Genomic DNA, 22816 nt, shown 5'->3' with positions numbered 1-22816 from the left:
CTGCGAGATCAGAGTCCGCTCGACGAGAGGTGCGCGATGAAAGTTCTGGTGACGGGCCATCAAGGCTATATCGGTTCGGTCATGGTGCCGATGCTGCTCCAGGCGGGGCATTCGGTGACCGGCTACGACAGCGATCTCTACCGACGCTGCAGCTTCGACGCGGGGGGCGACCAGGCCTCCGTCCCTTCGATCCGGAAGGACGTCAGGGACGTGCAGCCACAGGACCTAGAAGGATTCGACGCCGTCATCCACCTGGCGGCGCTTTCCAACGATCCGCTGTCCGACCTCGATCCCGACATCACCTACGAGATAAACCACAAGGGAAGCGTCCGCCTCGCGAAGGCTGCAAAGGAGGCAGGCGTGTCGCGCTTCCTGCTCGCTTCATCGTGCAGCAATTACGGCCAGGCGGGCGACGGCATGGTCGACGAAACCGGCGAGTTGAACCCCGTCACCGCCTATGGCTGGTCCAAGGTGCTTTCGGAAAGGGATATTTCCGAGTTGGCCGACAGCAGCTTCTCACCGGTCTACTTCCGGCCCGCTACAGCCTACGGCCTGTCGCCGCGGCTGCGGTTCGACATTGTGCTCAACAACCTCGTCGCCTGGGCTGTGACCAAGGGGGTGATCCTCCTGAAGTCGGACGGAACGCCGTGGCGGCCGATCGTCCACATCGAGGACATTTCCAGAGCCTTCATCGCAGGGTTGGAAGCGCCGCGGGACGCCGTCCACAACGAGGCCTTCAACGTCGGGCAGACGGACCACAACTACAGGATCCGCGAAATCGCACAGATCGTCGCCGACGTCGTGCCGGGCTGCCGGCTCGAATTCGCGTCCGACGCCGGGCCGGACAAACGCTCCTACCGCGTCAGCTTCGACAAGATCGCGCGCGCTCTTCCTGCCTTCAAGCCGCAATGGGATGCCCGCAAGGGTGCCGAGCAGCTCTACAAGGCCTACAGGAAGTCGAACGTGACGCTCGAGGACTTCGAGGGACCGCGGTTCCAGCGCATCGGCCATATCAGGCATCTCCTCGCCAACGGGCTTCTGGACGAGCGAATGAGGGTTGTCGAACCGGCGCAGCCCCCGGTAGCCGCGGCGGAGTGACCCGCTATGGAGCATGTCAAGCTGGACGGCCTCGAACAGTCGCCTCCCATGGGTGTCGGCGACGAAATCCATGAATTGGCCGCACGGCTGTTTCCGATCTGCCGGAGCATCACGGGAGACGGTGTGCGCCAAACGCTGGATATCCTGTCCGATCATGTTCCGCTGGACCGGCACGAGGTGCCCTCGGGAACCCAGGTGTTCGACTGGACCGTCCCGCAGGAATGGAACATCCGGTCGGCCAGGATCACAGGACCGGACGGGCAGACGGTCGTGGATTTTGCCGATTGCAACCTGCACGTCGTGAACTACAGCGTGCCCTTCAAGGGAATCCTGCCGCTCGACGAGTTGAGGCCGCATATCCACACGCTGCCCGGACAGCCTGATGCGATCCCCTACCGCACCGCCTATTACACCCCGACATGGGGTTTCTGCATGTCCTGGAACAGAGCGTCCGAATTGCCCGAAGGTTTCTACCGGGTGGAGATCGACTCCGATCTCAAGGACGGCAGCCTGAGCTATGGCGAATACCTGCACCGTGGACAGACGGAGCGGGAGTTCCTTCTGTCGGCGCATATCTGCCATCCCTCGCTGGCCAACGACAACTGTTCGGGCCTCGCCCTGCTGGCAATCCTTGCGAGTCATCTTGCGACCAGGGAAACCCGATACAGCTATCGCTTTCTGTTCGCTCCGGGTACGATCGGCGCGATTACGTGGCTGGCCCGCAACGAGGACCGGACGCATCTCGTCGACCATGGCCTCGTGCTCTCCTGCGTGGGGGACGCGGGAAGTCCCTCGTACAAGCGAAGCCGCCGCGGCGACGCCTTCATCGACGGCGCCATGGCGCACGTGCTCGGGCATGAAGCCGGCGCGAAATTTCTGGATTTCTCGCCCTACGGCTATGACGAACGGCAATATTGCTCGCCGGGCTTCAATCTGCCGGTAGGCATGTTCCAGCGGAGCGTCCACGGCACCTTTCCCGAATACCATACGTCGGCGGACAATCTCGACTTCATCAGTCCCAGGCACCTGGCGGACTCCTTCCGCATCCTGACGGACGTAATCGATATCGTCGAACGGGACTGGACGCCTGTGAACCTCTTCCCGAAATGCGAACCGCAACTCGGCAGGCGCGGGCTCTACGCTGCCCTCGGGGGGCAGAAGTCCCAGGAGGCGACCTCCATGTCGCTGCTATGGGTTCTGAACCTTGCCGACGGGAAGCATTCGCTGCTCTCGATCGCGCAGCGCTCGGGCCTGCCGTTCAGGGAAGTGGCCGCTGCAGCTGCCATGCTGTCGGATCACGGCCTCCTGGGCGAGGCATCCGGCCTTTGATGCTCTCCTACTGCATATCTCCTTGAATCGAACTCGACATGCAGCAATTCAAAGTACTACAGCGTCCTTTGCGCGTCTGATAAGACGTGCGGCACCTGTTGCGCGCGTCGCCCCGCACCGCACTAGGGCCTGTTGACAAAGTATGGCAGCCATATCTTGGCGGCGGCGAGTGCGAGGAATGCGGCGAAGGATTTTCGGGTCTTGTCGTAACGGGTCGCAACGCGACGGAACTGTTTGAGGCGGTTGAACATCCGTTCGATGCGGTTTCGATCGCCCGGAAATCGCAAGCAGGCGGGTTCTTCCGGTTTGCTTTCGGCGGAATGACCGGCCTGATCCCGTGGATCAGGAGTTCTTCACGCAGGAAATCGCCGTCATAGCCTTTGTCGGCAAGAAACAATGTCGGTTTGCTGGCCGGTATCGCCAGCAGATCAGGAACGGCATTGTAATCCGAGGCCTCGCCACCGGTCAGGACAAAGCCGAGAGGACGTCCCAGACCGTCTGCGCGAGCGTGGATTTTCGTCGTAAAGCCGCCGCGTGAACGACCAAAAGCCTCCTTATGAGTCCCCCTTTAGCGCCCGCAGCCTGCGAGTGGCCGCGAACCGTGGTGCTGTCGATCATGTGCTGCCGAATTCCACTTTCCGTAGCGCTCATGCATGTCGCGCCAAGGGCAGCCGACCCTAAGAACATGCAGCATACCGTTCAGATATTGCCGATTATCGTGCGAGGGCCGAGACTTCCTCCCGCGTTCGGTTGGCAACAGCCCCTCGATGATCCGCCACTCCATATCAGTCAGGTCGCCACGAGCCAAAACCGCCTCCTAAAAGGCAGTTTTGAATCAGGCTTCCGCTGATTTGGGAATCTGGAGGGTTCTGTGAGGTCGCGCAGGGATGGGCTGGCGAACTGACGCCAGGCGCGACCTCATTGAAGCCGGATTGAACTGGCCCGCTGACGCTGGCACGGCGCTATGGATTTAGTGCTGCGGCGTTTGATCTTGGCGCGCCGATATTGATGGCGCGCGCCGCTGCGGCGGGGGCAATGGCCCGGTGCGGCGGCGTCCGGCGCTGGTGTTGTGGGGAACACTGGGGTCTTGAGCGCGGCTTTGGCAGCACCAGAACCGCAGCGGGATGACGCAGGGGGCACAGATCCGCATCGCACCGACCTGGGCCGATACGGCAAGGCTGTCGGGACCAATGGGCGCGGCGGCAGGCACTCATGACGTGTCGGGCCATGCCCGCGCCCGCGGCAGCCTGGCGGTGATGCGCAGGATGCCGCCGCAGCAGGGACAGACGGTCGGATCGAAGCGGGCGCGCTGGTGCCCGGACTGACTGCCTTCGGCCCGGCGGCGTTGCGGCGGGGCATTGGCCAGCAACCGCCTGATGACGGCGAGGCGGGCGCGGCGGATGCCGTTGGCGAGGAAGCCGTAGTGGCGGATGCGGTGGAAGCCATCGGGCAGACAGTGGAGCAGGAAACGGCGGATGAACTCGTGCGGCGCCAGCGTCATCGAGCGCGGTGCGTTGCCGTGGCGGTAGTCGCGCCAGCGGAAGGTCACGCCCGTGTCGTCGGCGCTGACGAGGCGGCTGTTGGCGATGGCAACGCGATGGGTGTAGCGGCCGAGATAGGCGAGCACCCGTTCGGGCGATCCGAACGGCGGCTTGGCATAAACGACCCAGCGCTTTTTGCGCAGCGGACGCAGCGCCCGGGCCATGGCATTGCCGTCGCCAAGCGGTTCAAGGACGCCGAAGAAACGCAGGCCTCCGGCCGCCTGCGCCGCCAGCAAGCGCTCGAGGAACAGGCGGCGGAACAGCCGGGAGAGCACCCGGACCGGCAGGAAGAAACGGCGCCGGCGACAGGCGATCCAGCGTCCGCCATCGGCGGCCAGCACGCCGCCGGGGACGAGGCAGTGGAGATGCGGGTGATGGGTCAGCGTCTGCCCCCCGGTGTGGAGGATGGCGAGGAAGCCGAGTTCGCCGCCGAGATGCCGGGGATCGGCGGCAATGGTCTTGAGCGTCTCGGCGGCCGCCTCGAACAGGATCGCATAGAGCTGCCGCTTGTTCTGATAGGCGATCGCGGCGATCTCGGCCGGTACGGTGAACACGACATGGAAGTACGGTACCGGCAACAGATCGGCCTCACGGTCGGTAAGCCAGCGATCGCGCGTGGCACCCTGGCATTTGGGGCAATGGCGGCGGAAGATGTCCGCCACCTCCAGCGCCGGCCGCATGGCGTGATCTCAGGCCGGCGGCACGGGCGATCGTCGTTGTCGCCACCTGCGTGTAGCGCGCCGTCGTCGACAGGTGGGTGTGTCCGAGCAGCACCTGGATGATGCGGATATCGACGCCGCTCTCGAGCAAATGGGTGGCAAAGCTGTGCCGCAGCGTGTGCACGCTGACCCGCTTGGTCAATCCTGTCGCCTTGGTCGCCGAACGGCAGGCGGCATAAAGCACCTGCACATCGATCGGCTTGTCGCCCCGTCCGGGATAGCCAGTTCCTCGGGCGTGCCAGCCGCCAATAGGTGCGCAGGATGCCAAGCAGCTGCGGCGACAGCATCACCGTGCGATCCTTGGCGCCCTTGCCGTGACGGACCTGGATCACCATGCGCTGACTGTCGATGTCGGCGATCTTCAGGCTCACCGCCTCCGAGGCGCGCAGTCCGGCGGCATAGGCGGCTGTCAGCGCCGTGCGCGCCTTCAGCGACGGCACCGCTTCGAGAAACCGCACGACCTCGTCGGCGCTCAAGATCGCCGGCAGCTTGCGCGGCGTGCGCGCATAGGCAATCCGCTCGGGTATCTCCGCCCGGTCCAGCGTCACGCCGTAAAAGAACCGCAGCGCGCAAACCGTCTGGTTGAGTGCTGGCCAGGAGATGCCCTGCGACACCAGGTACACCTGGAAAGCGCGCACATCCTCCAGCCCCAGCCGATCCGGCGAGCGGCCGAAATAACGGCTGAACTTTGTCACGGCATGCAGGTAGGATCGTGGTGTGGCCGGCGACAGGTTGCGGAGCGTCATGTCGTCGATCATGCGGCGGCGCAGCGGGTTCACCGCTGCTGGGGCGTCGGTCATCGGTCGGTCTCCAGGTCAAGGGTTGGTTCTCAACACCCCAACATCCCATCAGGAGACCGCGCATCCAAACCCGACCTCTCCCGCGTCAGCGGGTTAGTTCAATCCACTTGGTCACGGTACCTAAGCCACATTAACTCCATCTTGAAGACAATACGCTGACGCGTACTGCCTCCCAAGCGATGGCACCAGAGTGCGAACGCTCAGGCCTGGTCCGCAGCCACCGCCAACGAGGCTACCAGGCGCCGCTTCAAATCGATCTCAAGCAACCAGACGGAAATGCCACTTGACAACGATATAATTAAGCGTGAGTGTACCAATCGGTAAAGTCATTACCAAACGGTACAAACTCTCAACAAAACAAGGAACTGAAGATGTCACGTCCCCCGCTTCCACCTTTCACCCGCGAAACCGCCATCGAAAAGGTCCGGTTGGCCGAAGACGGCTGGAATACCCGCGATGCCGCCAGGGTCGCTCTGGCCTATACGCTCGACACCCGCTGGCGGAACCGCGTCGAATTCGCGAGCAATCGCGAAGAAGCCCAGGCATTTCTGACACGTAAATGGAACAAGGAGCACGAGTATCGCCTCATCAAGGAGCTTTGGGCTTTCACCGGTAATCGCATCGCGGTACGTTACGCATATGAATATCGCGACGACGGCGGCCACTGGTACCGCGCCTATGGTAATGAGAACTGGGAATTCGCAGAGGACGGTCTGATGGCGCACAGGCACGCGAGCATCAATGAAATGCCGATTGCTGAAAGCGATCGCTTGTTCCACTGGCCTCTCGGCCGTCGGCCGGATGATCATCCTAGCCTCAGCGATCTGGGCCTCTAATCATGGCCCGCATGGTCGCTGAAAGAGCCGACGCTATAGCCCCGTTGGCCGAAGTTTTCCGCGAACATGGCTATGAAGGCGCAAGCCTTGCCTTGATCGGCAAGGCTACCGGTCTCGGCAAGGGCAGCCTCTACCACTTCTTCCCGAACGGAAAGGAAGAGATGGTGCGGGCTGTTCTCGACGAAATCGGCCAATGGTTTGAGGATGCGGTTTATTCCCCGTTGCGTGACGCGACCGATGTTAACAGCGCCATTGGCGCAATGCTCGACTCGACGGATCAATATTTCAGGTCCGGCAGGCGCGTCTGCCTCGTTGGGGCTCTGGCAGTCGCCAATACACGCGACCTGTTCGCACAAGCCATCCGGGCGTATTTCGTAGCCTGGGTAGACGCATTGCAGTCAGCACTTATTCGGCAGGGCCGCGGCAGCGACCAATCGCGCATCCTCGCGGAAGAGGCCGTTCTTGCTATTCAAGGAGCAATTGTACTTTCTCGGGCAATGGACGATCCGGCCGTTTTTCAACGTGCTATCGACCAACTCCGGGGCCGATTGGTGATTGAACACGACACCTCTAACAACACAGGCAATTGACGATTCACCGCATAATGAAGGCCGGCTTGTCCGAGATTAACGGAGATATCAACACACCGCCGGAGCAGCAGGATTTCGGGCATTCTCGCCACTTCACGAGCGGTCAAAGGCCAGCGGCAGGAGTCTCAGCAAAGCGTCCGTGGGGAGACGGAACAGAACTTTGTCAACAGAGCGGCCCGCACTAACCTCCATGGTAAGTCGCCATCCGGCCCGGCCGCGCCATCGGCTCGAGCAAGCGTCCGGTCTCCGCTCCCCGGGATATCGGCAAAGCGCCCGTTGCATCGCCAGCGTCTCTCCGTTTCGACGACTGATCTCCTCCCCGACGACAGGGAACTGCCACCGCGGCCGGAAAGCAAAGCCATCAATCCGGAGACGGTCCGTTGCCGCGCATCCCCTATAAGTGCTAACCGATAACCTTCTGGAGAACGCGAAAATCCGTGACCGCGCCTGTAGACTTGCTCAACAATTGGAGTGGCCAGGATGTCCGAGCAAAGCATTCGATTCCAGAAATCCGTCCTCCTGCAGCAACGAGCCCGAGAATTGATTCCAGGCGGCTGCCACACCTACGCGAAAGGTGAGGACCAGTATCCCGTCCTCGCGCCGGGATTCATCGAGCGCGGTTCGGGGTGCCATGTCTGGGACGTCGACGGAAACAGATACATCGAATTCGGCATGGGCAATCGTGCCGTCGGACTTGGCCACGCCTACCCGGCAGTGGTCCGGGCGGTCGAGTCCGTCCTCGGCGGCGGCTCCAATTTCACCCGGCCGGCCAAGATCGAAGTCGAGTGCGCCGAGGCCTTCCTGGAAGTCATCGATGCGGAGATGGTGAAGTTCTGCAAGGACGGCTCGGATGCGACTTCGGGGGCCGTCAGGCTCGCCCGAGCCTACACCGGGCGCGATCTCGTCGCCTGTTGCGCCGACCATCCATTCTTCTCCACCGACGACTGGTTCATCGGGACCACGCCGATGAACTCGGGCATCCCCGAGGCCGTCCGGAAACTGACCGTGACCTTCCGGTATAACGATATCGCCAGTGTGAAGGAATTGTTCGACAGGCACCCGGGCAATCTGGCCGCCCTCATCCTGGAGCCGTCGCGCGGCGACGACCCCCGTGACGGTTTCCTGCACGACGTCCAGCGCCTCTGCAGGCAAAACGGCGCGCTGCTCATTCTCGACGAGATGATCACCGGGTTCCGGTGGCACATTGGCGGCGCGCAGAAACTCTACGGCATCAAGCCGGACCTGACGACCTTCGGCAAGGCGTTGGGCAACGGGTTCTCCGTATCCGCGCTCGCCGGAAAACGCGAATACATGCGTCTCGGAGGACTGGAATACAGCGACCGCCCGAGGGTGTTCCTCCTGTCGACCACCCATGGCGCGGAGACCCATGCGCTCGCCGCGGCGATCGCCACCATGCGGGTATATCGCGACGAGCCCGTGATCGGTCATCTTCACCGTCAGGGGGAGAAACTCAGGGAAGGCATCGGAGAAGCCGCCAAGCGGCATGGGGTGGACGCGCACTTCAAGGTAGTCGGCCGGCCCAGCTGCCTGGCATTCGCCACCCTCGACCGCAACGGCGATCCGTCACAGGCATACAGGACTCTGTTCATGCAGGAGACGATCAGGCGCGGAGTGCTGATGCCGTCGCTTGTGGTCAGTTATACCCACGATGACGAGGCTGTCTCACAGACGATCGAGGCCGTCGACGGCGCCCTGGCTGTGTATGCGCATGCGCTTGAATCGGGAACTGACCGCCTATTGGTCGGCCGCCCCTCGCAGGTCGTTTTCCGCCGATACAACAAACGCGACGAACAAGCTGAATCATCACTACGATCGCCGGAAATCCCGGCCCAAGCCTGTGACCAGAACGGTCTCAGCGCGGCAAATGCCTGACCTGCACCAGGCCGGAATCTGACGTCCGCGATCGACTGACTTGCGGCGGTTTTCCCGTGGACCCCGCTCAGCAGCTCGAAGCCAATCCCAGGAACCACTTCCCCTTCGGGGCGATGGACTTTAAATGGGTCCTGACCCTAGTTGACCAGCTTCTTGAGCAGAGGCCACGTCCTGTCCCTTTCCGACATCGCGGTCGGCATCAGTGGCCAGTTTATCGAAAAGACCGGGTCGTTGAAGCGCACGCCCGTCGCCGCGTGGGGTGTGTAGAACTGCGAAATGAGATACGAGACCTCGGCGTCGTGGGTCAGCGTCTGAAATCCGTGGGCGAAGCCTGTGGGGATGTAGACCTGCTTCATGTTCTCGGGCGTGAGCTCGAAGCCCAGCCAGCGATTACGGGTCGGCGAGTCGGGGCGAAGGTCTACCACGACATCAAAGATTGCACCGCGGGCGCAGGAAACGAGCTTCACCTCTGTATACGGTTCCTGTTGGAAATGCAGTCCCCGCAGGGTTCCCTTCCTGACCGAATGCGACCTGCTATGCTGGACAAAGCGAGTCGCAAGCCCGCACTCTGCCATTTCCTTTTCGCAGAAGACGCGCGTGAAGGAGCCGCGGTCGTCAATCACGGGTGTCGGCTCGATCAGCCAGACACCCTTCAATTCCGTTTCGGTAAACTGCATCTCTCCCTCAATGCTGGTGGCTGGGTAAGCACCGGGGGCCGATTGTCGGGCAACATCAGCCGGAACAGGAAGAGCTACCTAGGCCTTAGGCTGGCTTCTCCTATAGCGGTATGCCGCGCGCACGCAGTCCCCGTTCGGCGGTTTTGGAGTGGCCATCGCCCGCGCCCGTTTCACTATAGGAATTAAGGTGCGTACCGGATTGGGAAATCGAATCCGGGTCGCCGACGTCCTAACCTGCCTCTGTCGAAAAAGACGCTCTCTTTTCGAGGCGCGGCAGGCAGGTTCAGCGCCAGCCACCGCGTCCAGCGGGGACCCGGTATGAACATTCAGACTGTCGAAATCGCTGGCGACCACCACACCGCACGCCGGGATGTCGGCTGCAGGCTTTGCGGCTCGCGCTTGCGCCACACCCTCGTAGACCTTGGGATGTCGCCTCCGTGCGAGAGTTACCTGCAGGCCGACGAGCTCGACCAGATGGAACCTTACTATCCGCTCAACGTCCTGGTCTGCGAGACCTGCTATCTGGTGCAGCTAAAGGAGTACATGAGCGCCGAGTCCATCTTCAGCGAATACGCGTATTTCTCCTCCTTCTCGACGAGCTGGGTCGCCCACGCCAAGGCCTATTGCGAGGCAATCACGAAGCGCCTTGGCCTTGGTTCCGAGAGCCTGGCCGTTGAACTGGCCAGCAATGACGGCTACCTGCTGCAGCACTTCCTGCCGCTCGGCGTTCCGGTGCTCGGAATAGAACCTGCCGCCAACGTGGCCCGCGCCGCCGAAGAAAAGGGCGTGAGGACCCGCGTCGACTTTTTCGGCGTCCGGCTGGCGAAGCAGATGATAGCCGAGGGGCTGGATGCCGACCTCATCATCGGCAACAACGTCCTGGCGCAGGTTCCCGACCTCAACGACTTCGTCGCGGGCATGAAGATCCTGCTCAAGCCGGAAGGCATCATCACCCTTGAATTCCCGCATGTCGAGCGGCTGATGGCCGAGAACCAGTTCGACACGATCTACCACGAGCACTTCTCGTACTTTTCGCTGCTGACCATTGACTTCATGGCCACCCGCCACGGGTTGCGGGTGATCGACGTCGAGGAACTGCCCACCCATGGGGGGTCTCTCCGCGTCTATCTCGCCCACGAGGGCGGAAGCCGGGCTAGCAAAGACAGCGTGACGGAACTTCTCGACCGCGAAAGGCGGCAGGGTCTGACGGAGATGTCGACCTACGAGTCGTTCGGCCACAAGGCACAGCGCGCGAAACGTGATCTCCTTGCGTTCCTGATCGCAGCCAAGAACGAAGGCAAGAAAATCTGCGGCTATGGCGCGCCGGGCAAGGGCAACACGCTCCTCAATTACTGCGCGATCGGCCGCGACTTCCTCGAGTTTACCGTCGACCGGAACCCCTACAAGCACGGCCGCTTCACGCCGGGCATGCACATCCCGATCAAGCCCGTCGAAGCGATCGACCAGGCCAAGCCCGACTACATACTCATCCTTCCGTGGAATTTGAAGGACGAGATCATCCAGCAGATGCACCATGTCGCCGCCTGGGGCGCGAAATTCGTGGTGCCGATTCCCTTCGTGACAGTCATCGATCCAACGGAGTTGCGGAAATGAAGGTCGTTCTTTTCTGTGGCGGGCGCGGAACCCGAATCCGCGATTATTCCGAAAGCATTCCAAAGCCGATGATCCCGCTCGGCCATCAGCCTATCCTGCGGCACGTCATGCAGTGGTACAGCGATTACGGGCACGACGATTTCGTCTTGTGTCTGGGGTATAAGGCGAACGTCATCAAGGAGTTCTTCCTGAACACCCGTCCGCAGACATTCGCCGACTGCGTCGTGTCCGGCGGCGGCAGGGACGTCCAACTGCTCAATGAGGCCGACAAGGACTGGCGCGTGACGCTGCTTGACACGGGCATCTGGCGAAACATCGGCGAGCGCCTCTGGGCCGCGAGGGATCACGTCAGGCACGAGAAGATGTTCCTGGCGAATTACAGCGACGGGCTGACTGACGTCGACCTTGAGGACGTCATCGCCAAGTTCGAAGCCAGCGGCAAGATCGGCTGCTTCCTCGCGGTGCGCGCGCCGCTGACCTATCACCTTGCCGACATCGCCGAGGATGGCCGCGTCCGCGAGTTTCGCACGACGGACACGTCGGAGATCTGGATCAACGGCGGCTATTTCGTGTTCCGCCCCGAAATCTTCGACTATATGCGCGAGGGGGAGGAACTCGTGCTCGAACCCTTCGCGCGCCTGATCGCAGACAACATGCTGATGGCGTACAAGCACGAGGGTTTCTGGCGCTCAATGGACACGCTGCGCGACTGGCAGTCGCTCGAAGACATGGTCGAAAAGGGCGACATGCCCTGGAACGCGAAGGTCACCGCCGAAAAGAACAGGCGCAACGTAGTCGCGACGGCATCATGATGGGGCTCGCCCTCGCGCGTCGCGGGGAGGAACTCTCGGTCCTCTGCCTTGGTGCCCACTCCGACGACATAGAAATCGGTGCGGGAGGCACGATCCTCAGCCTGATCGCGTCAGGGGTGAGGCTGACTGTCAGCTGGTGCGTACTGAGCGGCGGCGGCCAGCGGAGGGCGGAAGCCAGTGCCTCGGCCGAAGCGTTCCTCGAAGGCGCGCAGTCTTCCACTGTCGACGTGGCGGAATTCGAGGACAGCTACTTCCCCTCGCAGAGCCGGGACATCAAGCGTTGGCTGATCGATGTCAGGGCTCGGTTCCGGCCGGATGTAGTGTTCACCCACGCGCGGCTCGACGCCCACCAGGACCATCGCGAAGTAAACAAGCTGACCTGGAACGTTTTCCGTGACCATCTGGTGCTCGAGTACGAGATTCCCAAGTGGGACGGCGACCTCGGCCAGCCAAATGCCTATTCGCCGCTTACGGCCGAGGTCATGGAAAGGAAGATTGCTCTCCTGCACCAACACTTCGGAACGCAGCGCTCGAAAGACTGGTTTGACCGGGAGACGTTCGCGGGGCTTGCGCGGCTGCGGGGAATGGAGTGCCGGGCACCCGAGCATTTCGCAGAGGCTTTCATGCTCCGGAAGGCGAAAATCCTTTAGCCGTACGAAGCGCTGCCACCTCTTCTCATGTCAATTGACAGGTGCCTGAAAAGAAGCCGTCTGCGAGTTGTTCCTGAAAAACGGAAACAGCTACAGCGCCGCGCGTCTTATTAGACGCGCAAAGGTCACTGTAGCACTTTGTATTACTGCATGTCAGGTCAATTAAAGGAGCCATGCAGTAGCATGAGCGGTTACCGCTCTGCACCCAACAGAAATGAACGCAATCGTCCGAGTACAAGATCCGGCTGTTCAAGCTGGGGCAAATGGCCGATACCCGGAAGTGCTTCGAAAGAGGCGTGCGGGATCAGCGCGTGAAGCGCTCTGCCCCTTTCGATCGGGATCCAGGGATCGTCCTCGCCCCAGATTATCTGCACCGGACAGCGAATCTCCGCGAATGATGGTTCGACCTCGGCGGTATACCTCTCGTCGGCCTGTGCGAACTGGCGGTAGAAGCTTGCCCGCCCCTCCTCGGATATCCAGGGTTTGACGAGCATCTCGACGTCGGCGGAATCGATGTCGTTGATGATCGCCCCTTTGATGTAGGCCTCGACGACGGCTCTGTGGATATGTGGCGGCAGCCCCATGAAGGCATCCACGTGGCGTCCGACGTGAGCGAAGAACTCCGAGCCCCAGGGACGCATCGCGACGACATTCATCAGAACATACCGCTCGAAATTGCAGCCATGCAGCAGATGGGCGCGCAGGGTCGTCGCTCCGCCCATGTCATGGGCAATGACCATCGGTCGATCGAGGCCCCAGTGAGCCAGCATCTCGGCGAATATCGTTCCTTGCACGTCGAGGGAGGTGCGCTGCTCCGCGTCCTTGTCGGATCGTCCGTATCCGGGCATGTCATACCAATGGACGCGAAATCGCTCGGAAAGGTCCGGAATGATCCGGTGCCATGAGAAAGAGGACCATGGCCACCCGTGAGCGAGCACAAGCGGAGGTCCGTTACCGGCACGGCCTGCCGCCACTGTGCCCGCAGACGTTCGCACGGTCTCATCGAGATTCCACGACATCCAACATTCTCCCTCTGTCCATATGAGTTCGTGGCGGCCGTGGGCCCTGCCGGACCCCGAGTCGCGTTTTCGTCGCAATCCTGTCACGCCGCCAGGGGGCACTCAATGTTGCGACCGAAGGGATGCTGCTGTTTTAAGGTCTTCGATGAAGTGCTCGCGTTCGCGTTGTGCCGTGTCGCGTTCGCGAATGCGCAACAGATAGGAGGGGTGAATTGTCACGACGACGTCGAAGTCCTGTCCGGCGTGGAACGCCCTGCCGCGGTCTCGTGTGACTTTAACCGAGCTGCCAAGCAGCGTTCTTGCTGCTGTTGCGCCAAGCGCGACAACGACTTCCGGCTGGATTTTCTCGATTTCCGCCCCGAGCCACCAGGCACAGCTCTGGATCTCGCCGGCATTCGGCTTCGAGTGAATTCGGCGCTTGCCTCGCTGCTCGTACTTGAAATGCTTGACCGCGTTGGTGACGTAGCACTCCGTCCGTTCGATGCCGGCCTCTTCGAGGCACCGGGCGAGCAGATTGCCCGCCGGCCCGACGAAAGGCCGGCCCTCGATGTCCTCGCGGTCGCCCGGCTGTTCGCCGACCAGAATAAGCCTGGCGTCGCGAGGTCCTTCACCGAAGACGAGCTGCTTGGCGTACCTGTAGAGGTCGCAGCGCCGGCAGCCGTCGGCCTGCCGGCTGATAGCGTCGAGCGAAGCGCCGTGTGCATGGTCGCCGACAAGAGCTGGACCCAGCTTCATTTCCCTGCTCTGCTCGTGTCTGATCTTCTCACCATTCGTCCGGCTCCTCAGCCACGGCAACGAGAATTCCGGGAGCCATGAGCACCGGCGCCTCGGCCGGACGGCCGATAGACCAGATGACCTCGCCCTCCACACCGGGAAAAGCCTGCTGCTCCTTTGAGAAATTGGCTCTCAATTGAAGTGTAGCCTGGCTGAAATGCCAGTCGATTGCGATCAGCCCTTCGGGTGACGGGTGAACGACGACCCGTTTCGGCGGAGCGAGGATCGGAACGATGTGGCGCATCCGCAGGGCGATGAGATTGCTAAGCTTGCTGCGTTCGCGTTCCCCTTCCCCACTTCCGGCCCGGCTCCAGTTCAACCTGCAGGAAGCGAGAGTTCGCGGGTCCAGGGCGTCGGGAATGTGCCCCGCGTCCTCCGGCTTCCCGCCAAAGCGCACCGCTTCTTCCGGTCGGTTTCTCCGGATCGCATCGGCGATCTCGCCTTCATAGTCGGCGAAGAAATGAAAAGGCCGGGTTTCGCCGTAGTCATCTCCCATAAACAACAGTGGGATTTGCGGCGAGAGTATAAGGAGGGACATCAGCACGTCGAGAAGGTCCGGCGGGACCAGCGTTCGCAACCGCTCGCCGAGCGCCCGGTTCCCGATTTGATCGTGGTTCTGCAGAAATGCGACCCGGGACAACGGCGTGGTTTGCCCGACGTTTCGATTTCCGCCAACCGAACGGGACCAAAAGCCCGTAGCGAGAATTTCTTTCAGGATCATCGAAGGGGCGTGCTCGTAAGGCTGGTAGTGGCCGCTGGTCTCCCCGGTCGCAATGACGTGGGCCGCGTGATGAAAGTCGTCGTTCCAGCTCGCGGAAAAGCGCAAAGGCTCTCCATCGCCCGAATAGGCAACAAGCTCCGGCCGTCGCTCGTCATCCTCCACCGTCAGATGGATGTGACGATCGGGTATGGCCCGGCGCGCGGTTCGGGCGAGCTCCTGAAGAAACGAAGGCTCCTGCGTGTCCTTGATCTGATCTACGGCGTCGAGGCGCAGGCCGTCGAAACGGAAGTCCTGAAGCCAATAGAGGGCATTCTCGATGAAATACCATCTTACGGCGGGGTGGTCGAAGTCGATCGCCGCACCCCAGGGGGTCTCTCGTCTGCTGTTGAAGAAGGGCGATGCATAGCGCGCCAGCGCATTGCCTACCGGGCCAAAGTGGTTGTAGACGACATCCAGAATGGCCATCATTCCATGTCCATGGGCCGCGTCGACTAGGGCCTTCAGATCGTCGGGCGTGCCATAGGCATTGTGTGGTGCGAAATGAAGCACGCCGTCATAGCCCCACCCGCGGCGGCCGGGAAACTGGGCCAACGGCATGAGTTCCACTGTCGTGACGCCCACGCGCGCCAATTCTCCAATGCGCGTGCTGGCGGCCCGGAACGTTCCTTCCTCGGTGAAGGTGCCGACATGCAGCTCGTAAACGACGGCTTCGTTCCATGGGCGTCCGTCCCAGTCGGGATGTTTCCAGCGATATCGATCCTGATCGACCAGAACTGACGGCCCCTCGACCCCATCGGCTTGAGCCCGGGAAGCAGGATCGCTTACTCGCGTTCCGTCAGAAAGGGCGAATTGGTACAGGCTGCCGGTATCGGCTGCCGCCACAGCTGAGAACCAGCCGCCCTCCTCCTCCGCCATCTCGATCGTCCGGTCCCCGACGACGACAGCCATGTTGCCCTGATCCGGTGCCCAGATGCGGAATTCGGCCTTGCCGGGCTCGAGAAGCCTCGCTCCCCATGTTCTCGCTTCGCGTGTCAGCATTTTTCGATGGCCCATGCGAGCTTAGAACCCCACCGCTGTCGCAAAGTTCCCAACCAACCGTTGCGCAAGCCCTGCCGCAGGAACAAACTTGCTTCGCAGCGCGTTGGCACGCTGCCGCATTCTCGGCCACCGATCGTGCTCGACTGAAAGCGAAAGGGTGAAAAACGCCTATGAATCTCTCCTTCTCGAAGCTGGATTTCCTCAAACCGGAGCTTGGAGCCGAGTACATAGGCGATGGCACGCATTTCGCAGTCTTCTCGGCACATGCCGAAAAGGTCGAGCTCTGCCTCTTTTCCAGCGACGGCGAAACGGAAATCGCCCGCCTTCCGCTGCCCAGCCGCGAAGGGGATGTCTGGTCCGGCTTCATCGGGGGAATCGGACCTGGCACGCTCTACGGCTATCGTGTTTACGGCCCCTACGATCCCGAAAACGGTTATCGCTTCAACCCCAACAAGCTCCTGCTCGATCCCTATGCCAAGCAGATATTCGGAGAACTGAGATGGGACGATGCTCTCTTTGGCTATCGTGTCGGCCATGCGGAGGCGGATCTCAGCTTCGATGAACGCGACAGTGCTCCCTTTATGGTGAAGGCGGTCGTGCAGGATCCGGAATTCGACTGGGAGGGCGAGCAGGCCATTCGGCGCCCCTGGACGGACACCGTGATCTACGAGGCGCATATCCGGGGACTGACGATGACGTGTCCGGGCATACCGGAGCAGGAACGCGGCACATTCCGTGCAATGGCGCACCCAGCGATCATGGAACATCTCACGAAGCTTGGCGTGACCGTGGTCGAACTCTTGCCGGTGCAGTATTTCCTCGACGATCGCCACCTGATTGAACGAGGATTGCGCAACTACTGGGGATACCAGCCGCTGGGCTATTTTGCTCCGGCTCGCCGCTATTTGTCGAATGGCAACATTCAGGAATTCAAATCCATGGTGAAGGCCTTCCATGCCGCTGGCATCGAAGTCGTCATGGACGTGGTCTACAACCATACAGGTGAAGGTTCCGAACTGGGGCCGACGCTCAGCTTTCGCGGCTTCGATAACCTGAGCTACTATCGCCAATCGCCCGACGGCAGGCACACATATGACATGACCGGCACCGGCAACACCCTCAATGTCGCGCATCCCATGGTGCTTCGCATGGTGCTGGACAGCCTGCGCTATTGGGTGACCGCGATGCATGTCGACGGCTTCCGTTTCGATCTCGCGAGTGCGCTCGGAAGAGAGCAGATCGAATTCGACCGCGAGGGCGGCTTTTTCGACGCTATACGCCAGGATCCCGTGCTCGCCGGCGTGAAGCTGATCGCCGAGCCCTGGGACATTGGCGACGACGGATATCAGCTCGGCGGCTTTCCCCCGCCATTTCGCGAATGGAACGACCGCTTTCGCGACGACGTGAGGCGCTACTGGAGGCGCGATCCCGGGCAGGTTCCGTGCCTCGCACAGCGCCTTGTGGGCTCTCCCACGGAATTCAATCATTCCGGCCGTGTGGCGACATCATCAATCAATCTGGTCAGCGCCCATGATGGTTTGACGCTCGCCGACACGGTCTCCTTCAGCGAGCGGCACAACGAGGCAAATGGCGAGGAAAATCGTGACGGGCACGCGGACAACTGCTCGGATAATCTCGGCGTGGAAGGCCAAACCGGCAATGCTGATGTCCTTGCGGCCCGCGTGCGCCGGCGCAGGGCCATTTTGGCTACCCTGATGCTTAGTCGCGGGGTGCCCATGATGCTCGGCGGAGACGAACTCGGCAACAGCCAGGGCGGCAACAATAACAGCTACTGCCAGGACAACGAAATCGGCTGGGTCGACTGGAGCGCAAGCGATGAGGATTTCCTTTGCTTTTGCAGGGGGCTCATCGCCTTTCGGCTCGATCACCCCCTCCTTCGAGAGGATGGATTCCTGGATTCGGAGCTGATCACGTGGCTTCGTCCCGACGGCCAGCCCATGACGCATGAGGACTGGCATCGAATGGAGCAGCAGGCCATCGGTGTGCACCTGCACGCCGGCGATAGCGCGGACGGCGATCTCATCATCATGCTCAACTCCGGAGCCGATTGTCGGTTCTCTCTGCCTGGATCCCGGGACGGCTGGCAATGGTGGCGCACGCTGGACAGCGTGGAGGCAAGCTTCGAAGTCCGTCCCGCCGACGATAGCGAACTGATACCGGAACAGAGCGTCGTCGTCTTCATTGCGGCTCCCACGAGCCACGCGCAGCGGAACAAATGAAAGGCTCAGTCGTTGGCAATCCGCATCTATTCTTTAACGGGAGAGCGGTGATGGATGAAAGAGAAGAACTCATCCGACGGCGGGCCTATGCAATTTGGGAAAAGGAAGGCCGTCCGGACGGTCAGGACAAGCGACACTGGGAGCAGGCCAGCCGCGAGATGGCCCGCGGCAACGGGCCAGATCCGATGGAAGAGACGGAAGGCACCACCGGCGCGCTGAATGCGCCGGCAGCCCCCGCCTCCCTTGGAACCGAACGAACCCCGGATGCCAACAAGGCCTGAATCAGTAAGGAGTATCAATCATGCGCGTTGCAGACGTCATGACGAAGAATGTCCATGTGGTAAACCCGGACGATACGGTTGCGGCAGTTGCTCGGCACATGGCCGATAATGACATCGGCTTCCTCCCGGTTGGCGACCATGATCGGCTGGTCGGGATGATAACGGATCGCGATATCGTGGTTCGCTGCGTGGCCGATGGCCGCGACGCCAACACGCGCGTTTCCGACGTCATGACCACCGACGTCAAATATTGCTTCGACGATGAGGAGCTATCTGACGTCGCCCACAATATGGGCGATCAGCAGGTTCGCCGGCTGCCGGTGGTCAACAGGGCGAAGCGCCTGGTCGGGGTCGTGTCGCTCGCCGACGCTGCCCGGTCGGATCCCTCGGTCGCGGGTGTTGGCCTTCAAGGCGTGACAGAGCCGGGAGGCGCTCACAAATGATTCGGTCAGGCTGGGGCAAGCGGCGGCTGGCGGCGGTTCAGCCGCCGTTATCGAGCGGATCCGCATGAGAACGTACGCAACCCCTCGAAAATTCGACGGCGGGGGGAACCTATCCGCTTGTCGGCACGTTGGGCTAAATGGACCAAATCGGAACCGCAAAAGGAGGCCGAAGCGATGATGCGACGTAAGCTCAGGCGCAGCAAACCGAGGGTGACCCAACCGGAGTCGCCGGAAGCGAGGCGCCCTCGAAAGAACGCGCAGGAGCCGCAGGTGCTCGTGCCGCAAAAGGTGGATTTGCCTTTACCGACGTCTCCCCTCGACGAGGTTCGAGTGCCAGCATCGATCGACGGCAGGAGTTTGAGCAATGGCCGAGAGTGAGGGGCAGATAACCGTGGCATCGGTGATGACCCCCACGGTCTACACGGTTTCGCCGGACGACTCGGCACAGTCGGCGGCTCGCCTGATGGAGGAGACAGGGGTGGGCTTTCTACCGGTCGAGTTCCCGCCTGTCGGGGCAATCCTCGGCTCAATCTCCGACAGGGACATCGTCGTCTCCGTGCTTGCGCAAGGCCTCTCCACCACCGCAGCGGTTCGCGAATTCATGGTGGTCTCACCGGAGACGTGCTCCCCTGGAGATAGCGTACTCGCCGCGGCGCAGAAGATGGCAAGCAGCCGGTCACGGCGACTTGTGGTCGTGAACGACGAACGTCGCGCAATCGGGGTCCTCGCGCTCGCGGATATCGCTCGGGTATATCCGGATTTCGGCGCTTTCGTGCTGGCTTCGGTTGCCGATCAAGCGCGCAATGCAGGGGGGACACAGGGATGGTCGAGCTGAATATTGATCGGCAGTGGGACGAGCCGGTGATCCTCGAGGCCGGCGAGCGAGTGCTGCGTGTGCAGAGCACGCGCGATGCGCTTCTCTGCCTCAAGAACCATTGGCGCTCGCCGGGCCCGGCGCGGCAGGCTGCCATGTCCGGTTGCGAGGCCGCACTGGCCGGCGATGCTTCCCCGGATGCGGCTCTGGAGGCCTTTCTGGACGCGGCGAGTGAAGCAGGCTTCCGCGTCAGCCGCTGGCCCCGTGAGGACGCATGATAGCATGCGAGTGTCGCGTACGATGATTGGCTTGCGCGGCGGCAGGGCCGTTCGGTGGAGGGCCTTTTGATGAATGTGGCGGCATCGAAGCGCGTGGCGCTGATCACTGGCGCCGGGTCAGGTATCGGCAAGGCGATTGCTTTGCGGCTCGCTGGGGACGATATCGCCGTGGCCGCGCTCGGGCACACGCCGGAGGAGACCGCGACGACCGTCGATGAAATTCGCGCGCGGGGCGGCGACGCTCTCGCTCTTAATGCCGATATCCGCCACGAGGCTGATATGCGCGAGGCGGTTGAAGAACTGATCGGAAAATTCGGCCGCCTCGACGTCGTCGTGGCGAATGCCGGCATCAACGGCGTCTGGGCGCCCGTCGAAGACCTGAAGCCGCAAGAATGGGACGAAACGATCGCAACCAATCTTCGCGGTACCTACCTCACCCTGCACTTTTGCGTTCCGCATCTAAAGGCGGCCGGTGGCGGCGCGATCGTGGTCGTGTCGTCGATCAACGGCACACGTACCTTCACGACCCCGGGGGCCACCGCCTATAGCGCCACGAAGGCGGCGCAGGTGGCGATGGTAAAGCAGTTGGCACTGGAGCTTGGGAAGCACCGGATCCGCGTCAATGCCGTTTGTCCCGGCGCCATTGAGACCAATATTTCCGACAATACGAGCCAGCGCGGCCGAGACGAAGCGGCGGTTCCGGTAAAGTGGCCGGAAGGCGACATTCCGCTGACCGAAGGAAAACCGGGAGAGCCGGAGGATGTGGCCGACGTCGTGTGTTTCCTGGTCTCCGATGCTGCGCGTCATGTCACGGGAAGTCCGGTCTGGGTAGATGGCGGGCAAGGTCTCCTTCGCTGAAGGTGGCGTCAACTCATCCGCCCTGGCAGAGACGCTATCATCCGCCTGCCGCCCCTCTTCACAGCCGCGGTTCCATACACAATTAATGCGTCTTCTCCGATGAATCGGCGGAACATAATCCCTACTGGCCGGTTCCATTGCCGCTTCTGCAGCGTGCAAAGGAGAGAGCAATGCCTGCGAAATCGAAAGCGCAGCAGATGGCTGCCGGCGCAGCCCTTTCTGCCAAGCGTGGTGAAAAAAAGAAAAGCGAACTCAAGGGCGCTTCGAAGGAAATGGTTGAATCGATGACAGAAAGGGAGCTTGAGGAGCTCGCGTCGACGAAGCGCAAGGGCAAGCCGCAGCACGCTTCGAAGTCGTGAGCCTATACCGGCACCGCGCCATTTGTCGGCCATTTGGAATTTACAGAGGCTGAGGAATGATATTTTATCTTCTGGTCCTGCCACGGATAGGAAGTGCGGATGAGCGAAACAAAAGTCCCGGCGGAACCGGTCGGAGAAGACAGGGCCGTCGACGAGCAAATCGCCTTGCTGATGGAGGAAATCCAAAAGGAGACCGTGCCGGAGCGGCTTTTGCAACTGGCGCAACGGCTGCAGAACGCCCTTGCCGCGCGAATGAAGTAACTGGTTCGTGGCGGAAACGTCAGTTCAGAGGATTGCCATGCATCTGGGTGACCAATTCCTCGCGCGCCCGGTTAAGGCGGCTCTTGATCGTCCCGATCGCGCAATCGCAGATATCGGCGGCTTCCTTGTAGCTCATCCCGAATCCGGCCACCAGCACAAGAACCTCGCGGTGTTCCGGAGTCAGCAACTCAAGCGCATGGCGAAGCTCACCATTGAGGACCGACCATTCCTGGGCAGGAGCCGCAGGTATCGACAATTCCGCGGTATCCATCGCCCCCGGACTTTCCCGTTTCCTGAGTTTATATTGCGTCCGGAACACATTGCGCATGATCGTGAACAGCCAAGACTTGAGACTCGTACCTGGCGCGAACTGGTCGATGCTTCTGAGCGCCCGCAGTAAAGTTTCCTGTACGAGATCATCCGCTTCAAAGGACGACGATGTGAACGTCCGCGCGAATGCCCGCAACGCCGGTATCAGATCGACGACCTGTTGTTCTACTCGCGATGACGGCTGACGCGCTTCGCTGATGATGGCAGGCATATCGACCATTGTCCTTCTGCCCGAGATTTTTGGTAACGCGAGGGAAAATGCCTGTGCAGCATTTTGGTTCCTGAGAGCCCGGATATTCTCCCGAGATCGAAGAAAGGCTGAGCGATCAGCCCTCCCCTCTACTCCCGCCGTCGGACACGGTCAGTTGGTACGGTGGATGTGGTGATGGAAACCGGATCGCTCGCCGGAAAGCTGTCCTCCAGCCCTTCGTCCAGCTGCTCTTCCAATGCGTCGGCATCCTTTGTCGAACGGGCACTGCGCCGCGCGTGCGGTTCTCCATCGCCTCCGTTCTCAAGCGCGTCAAGATTCGCGGTTGCAAGCTCTGAAAAGAGCTCTTTTGCTCTTTCTGCAGCGTTCAACCGGTTGAGATTGCGGGCGGCGTCGTTGGGCAGGCAGACCGATACGACCTCTCCCTCCTTCCCCACGAATTCAACGGTAAAGCCAGCTCGACCGCCCTGTTCGGGTATGACCTGTACACCAATTAGATGCATTTGACGTCCTCCATGATGGCATTCCGCAAGCTAAACGGCCATGGGCTGTCATGGTTCCGGGCACCACTCCCTAGTGCAGCTTTTGTCACTTGTGCGGCGGCAAACTTGCAGCTTTCTTTCCGGGTTCAGG

The 22816-nt window shown here is 61.4% G+C and carries 22 protein-coding genes and 3 pseudogenes; 16 read left to right on the top strand and 9 right to left on the bottom strand.

Going from position 1 to position 22816, the window contains the following annotated elements; translation table 11 throughout:
• Window positions 1-36 precede the first annotated feature (36 nt).
• Window positions 37-1098, top strand: coding sequence for an NAD-dependent epimerase/dehydratase family protein (locus EKH55_RS25020; RefSeq protein ID WP_151613588.1), 1062 nt, complete (start codon window positions 37-39; stop codon window positions 1096-1098).
• A gap of 6 nt (window positions 1099-1104) precedes the next feature.
• Window positions 1105-2427 (top strand): DUF4910 domain-containing protein, encoded by a 1323-nt coding sequence (locus EKH55_RS25015; RefSeq protein ID WP_192803820.1) that lies wholly within the window; start codon window positions 1105-1107, stop codon window positions 2425-2427.
• A 122-nt stretch (window positions 2428-2549) separates the two neighbouring features.
• Here EKH55_RS25015 and EKH55_RS25010 read toward each other — a convergent pair.
• The 3 pseudogenes from EKH55_RS25010 to EKH55_RS25000 form a co-directional block, all read right to left on the bottom strand.
• Window positions 2550-3235 (bottom strand): annotated as a pseudogene (locus EKH55_RS25010) (IS5 family transposase).
• A gap of 402 nt (window positions 3236-3637) precedes the next feature.
• A pseudogene (locus EKH55_RS25005) lies at window positions 3638-4612 on the bottom strand (IS91 family transposase); the annotation flags it as partial.
• A pseudogene (locus EKH55_RS25000) lies at window positions 4557-5487 on the bottom strand (tyrosine-type recombinase/integrase). The pseudogenes EKH55_RS25005 and EKH55_RS25000, both read right to left, overlap by 56 nt.
• Window positions 5488-5858: 371 nt before the next feature.
• Between EKH55_RS25000 and EKH55_RS24995 the strand changes: the two are divergent.
• The 3 genes from EKH55_RS24995 (at window position 5859) to EKH55_RS24985 (ending at window position 8806) form a co-directional block, all read left to right on the top strand.
• On the top strand, window positions 5859-6323 hold the full coding sequence (locus EKH55_RS24995) for a nuclear transport factor 2 family protein (protein ID WP_151613952.1): 465 nt from the start codon (window positions 5859-5861) through the stop codon (window positions 6321-6323).
• 2 nt (window positions 6324-6325) lie between these two features.
• Window positions 6326-6913, top strand: coding sequence for a TetR/AcrR family transcriptional regulator (locus EKH55_RS24990; protein ID WP_151613586.1), 588 nt, complete (start codon window positions 6326-6328; stop codon window positions 6911-6913).
• Between the two features lie 480 nt (window positions 6914-7393).
• Window positions 7394-8806: a glutamate-1-semialdehyde 2,1-aminomutase gene (locus EKH55_RS24985; RefSeq protein ID WP_151613585.1), complete on the top strand. Its 1413-nt coding sequence runs from the start codon at window positions 7394-7396 to the stop codon at window positions 8804-8806.
• A 137-nt stretch (window positions 8807-8943) separates the two neighbouring features.
• Here the strand turns inward: EKH55_RS24985 and rfbC are convergent, their stop codons facing one another.
• Window positions 8944-9483 carry a dTDP-4-dehydrorhamnose 3,5-epimerase gene (gene rfbC, locus EKH55_RS24980; protein ID WP_151613584.1) on the bottom strand — a complete coding sequence of 180 codons (540 nt, stop codon included), beginning with the start codon at window positions 9481-9483 and terminating at the stop codon, window positions 8944-8946.
• A 318-nt stretch (window positions 9484-9801) separates the two neighbouring features.
• Here rfbC and EKH55_RS24975 point away from each other — a divergent pair, with 318 nt between their 5' ends.
• Genes EKH55_RS24975 through EKH55_RS24965 form a run of 3 tightly spaced genes read left to right on the top strand, consistent with a single transcriptional unit; the run spans window position 9802 to window position 12559 of the window.
• Complete coding sequence (locus EKH55_RS24975; protein ID WP_151613583.1) at window positions 9802-11097, top strand: class I SAM-dependent methyltransferase; 1296 nt, start codon at window positions 9802-9804, stop codon at window positions 11095-11097.
• Window positions 11094-11909 (top strand): sugar phosphate nucleotidyltransferase, encoded by an 816-nt coding sequence (locus EKH55_RS24970; RefSeq protein WP_151613582.1) that lies wholly within the window; start codon window positions 11094-11096, stop codon window positions 11907-11909. Before EKH55_RS24975 ends, EKH55_RS24970 begins: the two co-directional genes overlap by 4 nt.
• Entirely contained in the window at window positions 11906-12559 is a 654-nt protein-coding gene (locus EKH55_RS24965) for a PIG-L deacetylase family protein (protein WP_151613581.1), read from the top strand. The genes EKH55_RS24970 and EKH55_RS24965 overlap by 4 nt, the downstream gene beginning before the upstream one ends.
• Before the next feature lie 191 nt (window positions 12560-12750).
• Here EKH55_RS24965 and EKH55_RS24960 read toward each other — a convergent pair whose 3' ends face one another.
• The 3 genes from EKH55_RS24960 to treZ form a co-directional block, all read right to left on the bottom strand.
• Window positions 12751-13578: an alpha/beta fold hydrolase gene (locus EKH55_RS24960; protein WP_151613580.1), complete on the bottom strand. Its 828-nt coding sequence runs from the start codon at window positions 13576-13578 to the stop codon at window positions 12751-12753.
• A gap of 102 nt (window positions 13579-13680) precedes the next feature.
• Complete coding sequence (locus tag EKH55_RS24955) at window positions 13681-14313, bottom strand: UdgX family uracil-DNA binding protein (protein WP_151613579.1); 633 nt, start codon at window positions 14311-14313, stop codon at window positions 13681-13683.
• A gap of 28 nt (window positions 14314-14341) precedes the next feature.
• Window positions 14342-16111 carry a malto-oligosyltrehalose trehalohydrolase gene (treZ, locus tag EKH55_RS24950; RefSeq protein ID WP_192803819.1) on the bottom strand — a complete coding sequence of 590 codons (1770 nt, stop codon included), beginning with the start codon at window positions 16109-16111 and terminating at the stop codon, window positions 14342-14344.
• Between the two features lie 170 nt (window positions 16112-16281).
• Here treZ and glgX point away from each other — a divergent pair, with 170 nt between their 5' ends.
• The 8 genes from glgX to EKH55_RS29530 all read left to right on the top strand — a co-directional run bounded on the left by glgX (window position 16282) and on the right by EKH55_RS29530 (window position 21645).
• Window positions 16282-18351 carry a glycogen debranching protein GlgX gene (gene glgX / locus EKH55_RS24945; protein WP_151613577.1) on the top strand — a complete coding sequence of 690 codons (2070 nt, stop codon included), beginning with the start codon at window positions 16282-16284 and terminating at the stop codon, window positions 18349-18351.
• Window positions 18348-18632: a DUF2934 domain-containing protein gene (locus tag EKH55_RS24940; protein ID WP_151613576.1), complete on the top strand. Its 285-nt coding sequence runs from the start codon at window positions 18348-18350 to the stop codon at window positions 18630-18632. Before glgX ends, EKH55_RS24940 begins: the two co-directional genes overlap by 4 nt.
• 20 nt (window positions 18633-18652) lie before the next feature.
• The gene (locus tag EKH55_RS24935; protein WP_151613575.1) at window positions 18653-19075 is read left to right on the top strand and encodes a CBS domain-containing protein; all 423 of its coding nucleotides are present in this window, start codon (window positions 18653-18655) and stop codon (window positions 19073-19075) included.
• 364 nt (window positions 19076-19439) lie between these two features.
• The gene (locus tag EKH55_RS24925) at window positions 19440-19910 is read left to right on the top strand and encodes a CBS domain-containing protein (RefSeq protein ID WP_069456543.1); all 471 of its coding nucleotides are present in this window, start codon (window positions 19440-19442) and stop codon (window positions 19908-19910) included.
• Window positions 19898-20167, top strand: a complete 270-nt coding sequence (locus tag EKH55_RS24920) for a DUF982 domain-containing protein (protein WP_069456544.1) — start codon at window positions 19898-19900, stop codon at window positions 20165-20167. Before EKH55_RS24925 ends, EKH55_RS24920 begins: the two co-directional genes overlap by 13 nt.
• A gap of 69 nt (window positions 20168-20236) precedes the next feature.
• Window positions 20237-21025, top strand: coding sequence for an SDR family oxidoreductase (locus EKH55_RS24915; RefSeq protein WP_151613574.1), 789 nt, complete (start codon window positions 20237-20239; stop codon window positions 21023-21025).
• 170 nt (window positions 21026-21195) lie between these two features.
• Complete coding sequence (locus tag EKH55_RS24910; RefSeq protein WP_151613951.1) at window positions 21196-21384, top strand: DUF3008 family protein; 189 nt, start codon at window positions 21196-21198, stop codon at window positions 21382-21384.
• Between the two features lie 99 nt (window positions 21385-21483).
• Window positions 21484-21645: a hypothetical protein gene (locus EKH55_RS29530; protein WP_192803818.1), complete on the top strand. Its 162-nt coding sequence runs from the start codon at window positions 21484-21486 to the stop codon at window positions 21643-21645.
• Window positions 21646-21664: 19 nt separating this feature from the next.
• On the opposite strand, the gene EKH55_RS24905 is transcribed toward EKH55_RS29530, so the two are convergent.
• On the bottom strand, window positions 21665-22186 hold the full coding sequence (locus EKH55_RS24905; RefSeq protein WP_151613573.1) for a sigma-70 family RNA polymerase sigma factor: 522 nt from the start codon (window positions 22184-22186) through the stop codon (window positions 21665-21667).
• Between the two features lie 128 nt (window positions 22187-22314).
• Window positions 22315-22686, bottom strand: coding sequence for a hypothetical protein (locus EKH55_RS24900; protein ID WP_151613572.1), 372 nt, complete (start codon window positions 22684-22686; stop codon window positions 22315-22317).
• Between the last annotated feature and the right edge of the window lie 130 nt (window positions 22687-22816).

This window comes from Sinorhizobium alkalisoli, from assembly GCF_008932245.1.
Classification (GTDB): domain Bacteria; phylum Pseudomonadota; class Alphaproteobacteria; order Rhizobiales; family Rhizobiaceae; genus Sinorhizobium; species Sinorhizobium alkalisoli.
Note: the sequence above shows the minus strand (reverse complement) of the source record. Positions and strands in the feature narration are given on the sequence as shown.